This window comes from Escherichia sp. MR, assembly GCF_005280595.1.
GTDB lineage: Bacteria > Pseudomonadota > Gammaproteobacteria > Enterobacterales > Enterobacteriaceae > Escherichia > Escherichia ruysiae.
The window spans coordinates 1-3,507 of record NZ_SZVK01000071.1 but is presented as its reverse complement, the minus strand read 5'-3'; the positions used below and the strand labels follow the sequence as shown (position 1 = coordinate 3,507).

Sequence of the window (3,507 nt, the reverse complement as noted above, 5' to 3'; positions counted from 1 at the left end):
CCGCTGGCGTATTCACTGCCGCACACGGCACTGAAGCCACCAGCAAAATCACTAACGTTACGGCGGGTGAACTGACGGAGACCAGTACCGATGCCGTTAACGGTTCTCAGTTGAAAACCACTAACGATAACGTGGCAACCAACACCACCAATATCAGCAACCTGACCGGCGAAGTTGCTAACAACACCACCAACATCACTAACCTGACGAATGATGTTGCCGCCAACACCACCAGTATCACCAACCTGACTGATACAGTGACTAACCTTGGTGCCGACGCGCTGGCATGGGATGACGCCTCAGGTGCATTCACCGCCGCACACGGCACCGAAGCCACCAACAAAATCACTAACGTTACGGCAGGTGAGTTGACGGAGACCAGTACCGATGCCGTTAACGGTTCTCAGTTGAAAACCACTAACGATAACGTGGCAACCAACACCACCAATATCAGCAACCTGACCGGCGAAGTTGCTAACAACACCACCAACATCACTAACCTGACGAATGATGTTGCCGCCAACACCACCAGTATCACCAACCTGACTGATACAGTGACTAACCTTGGTGCCGACGCGCTGGCATGGGATGACGCCTCAGGTGCATTCACCGCCGCACACGGCACCGAAGCCACCAGCAAAATCACTAACGTTACGGCAGGTGAGTTGACGGAGACCAGTACCGATGCCGTTAACGGTTCTCAGTTGAAAACCACTAACGACAATGTGGCAACCAACACCACTAACATCGCTACTAACACCACCAACATCACCAATCTGACTGATACGGTGAACAACCTCGGTGAAGATGCGCTGAAATGGGATGACGCCGCAAGCGCATTCACCGCTGCACACGGCACCGAAACCACCAGCAAAATCACTAACGTCACCGCTGGAACAATCTCATCTACCAGCACCGATGCCGTTAACGGTGGGCAACTGTTTAGCTTAAGTGATTCACTGGCAGACTATTTTGGCGGTAACGCCTCGGTTGATGAAAACGGTGTATTTACTGGCCCGTCCTACACCATCGGTAGCAACAGCTACGATAACGTAGGTGATGCGCTGGCGGCGATTAACACCTCCTTTAGCACTTCACTGGGCGACGCTCTGCTGTGGGATGAAACGGCAAGTGCATTCAGCGCCGGCCACGGTGGCAATGCCAGCAAAATTACCAATGTCGCAAATGGTGCCGTTTCTGAAACCAGCACCGATGCCATCAATGGTGGGCAACTCTACGGTGTGAGCAACTCTGTTGTTGATGCCCTGGGCGGTGGCGCCGCAGTAAATGCTGACGGTAGCATCAGTGCGCCGACGTACTCCATTGCTGATACCGATTACAATAACGTCGGTGATGCTCTGGACGCGATCGACTCAACCCTGGATGATGCGCTGCTCTGGGACGCAACCGCCGGTGAAAATGGTGCGTTCAGCGCCAGCCGCGATGGCAAAGCCAGCGTAATCACTAATGTTGCTAATGGTGATATTTCTGAAACCAGTACTGATGCAATTAATAGTTCACAGTTGTTCGCCACCAACACGTTGATCAATCAGCAAAATGAGATCATCAACCAGATTGCCGGTAATACCAGCATAGACTACATCGAAGAGAACGGTGCGGGTCTGAACTATGCGCGTACTAATGACACCGGCTTAACCTTTATTGATGCGAGCGCATCAGGTACTGGCGCTACAGCGGTGGGTTATAACGCTGTCGCTTCCGGCGAAAGCAGTGTCGCAATTGGTCAGAATAGCAGCAGCAGCGTTGATACTGGTATCGCGCTGGGTAGCGAATCCGTCTCCAGCCGTGTGATTGTTAAAGGTTCTCGTAACACCAGCGTAACCGAAGAAGGCGTTGTGATTGGTTACGACACCACTGACGGCGAACTGCTTGGCGCATTGTCGATTGGCGATGATGGTAAGTACCGTCAGATCATCAACGTTGCTGATGGTACTGAATCCCATGACGCCGTGACTGTACGCCAGTTGCAAAACGCCATTGGTGCTGTCGCCACTACGCCGACCAAGTACTACCATGCCAACTCAACGGAAGAAGATTCACTGGCGGTAGGTACTGACTCGCTGGCGATGGGCGCGAAAACTATCGTTAATGCTGACGCGGGTATTGGTATCGGCCTGAACACTCTGGTTCTGCCAGATGCCATCAACGGTATTGCTATCGGTTCTAACGCACGCGCCAACCATGCAAACAGTATTGCAATGGGTAATGGTTCTCAGACCACTCGCGGCGCTCAGACTGGCTACACCGCCTACAACATGGACGCGCCGCAGAACTCTGTCGGTGAGTTCTCTGTCGGCAGTGAAGACGGTCAACGTCAGATCACTAATGTCGCGGCGGGTTCGGCAGATACCGATGCCGTTAACGTTGGTCAGTTGAAAGTGACGGACGCACAGGTTTCCCAGAACATCCAGAGCATTACTAACCTGAATACTCAGGTAACGAATCTGGATACCCGCGTCACCAATATCGAAAACGGTATTGGCGATATCGTAAGCACCGGTAGCACCAAGTACTTCAAGACCAACACCGATGGCGTAGATGCTAACGCGCAGGGTAAAGACAGTGTTGCGATTGGCTCTGGCTCTATTGCTGCCGCTGATAACAGCGTTGCGCTGGGTACTGGCTCTGTGGCAAACGAAGAAAATACGATCTCCGTAGGTTCTTCCACTAACCAACGCCGTATCACCAACGTTGCCGCTGGTAAAAATGCTACTGACGCGGTTAACGTTGCGCAGTTGAAGTCTTCCGAAGCAGGCGGCGTGCGCTATGACACCAAAGCTGACGGTTCTGTTGATTACAGCAACATCACTCTCGGCGGTGGTAATGGCGGAACGACTCGCATCAGCAACGTTTCCGCTGGCGTTAACAACAACGACGCGGTGAACTACGCGCAGTTGAAGCAAAGCGTGCAGGAAACGAAGCAATACACCGATCAGCGCATGGTTGAGATGGATAACAAACTGTCCAAAACCGAAAGCAAGTTGAGCGGTGGTATCGCTTCTGCAATGGCGATGACCGGTCTGCCGCAGGCTTACACGCCAGGTGCCAGCATGGCCTCCATTGGTGGCGGTACATACAACGGTGAATCGGCTGTTGCTTTAGGTGTGTCGATGGTGAGCGCCAACGGTCGTTGGGTCTACAAATTACAAGGTAGTACCAATAGCCAGGGTGAATACTCCGCCGCACTCGGTGCCGGTATTCAGTGGTAATGACCCATTAAGTTAGTGTGACTAAGGGCAATTCTCTGAGGAGGGTTGCCCTTTTTTTGTTTGAAAATTGCACAAATTGTGACTTCGGCTTTTTAACATTAGCTTGAGGCTACATGCGCGCTGATCCCCTCACCCCGACCCTCTCCCCAAATGGGCGAGGGGGAAAAACGTGCTGCATCTGATACCGTGCATAATGGTTTTCTTGCATTGCCGGGCTGATGTGGGGCATCGTGCGCGCTGCCCCCTCACCCCGACCCTCTCCCCAAAGGGGCGAGGG

Annotated in this window: 1 protein-coding gene; it reads left to right on the top strand. The window is 52.8% G+C overall.

The window, feature by feature from the left end; all coding sequences use genetic code 11:
* The coding region (locus FC814_RS23320) for a YadA family autotransporter adhesin (RefSeq protein ID WP_301546382.1) at window positions 1-3,230 on the top strand (3,230 nt) is incomplete at its 5' end.
* Window positions 3,231-3,507 lie beyond the last annotated feature (277 nt).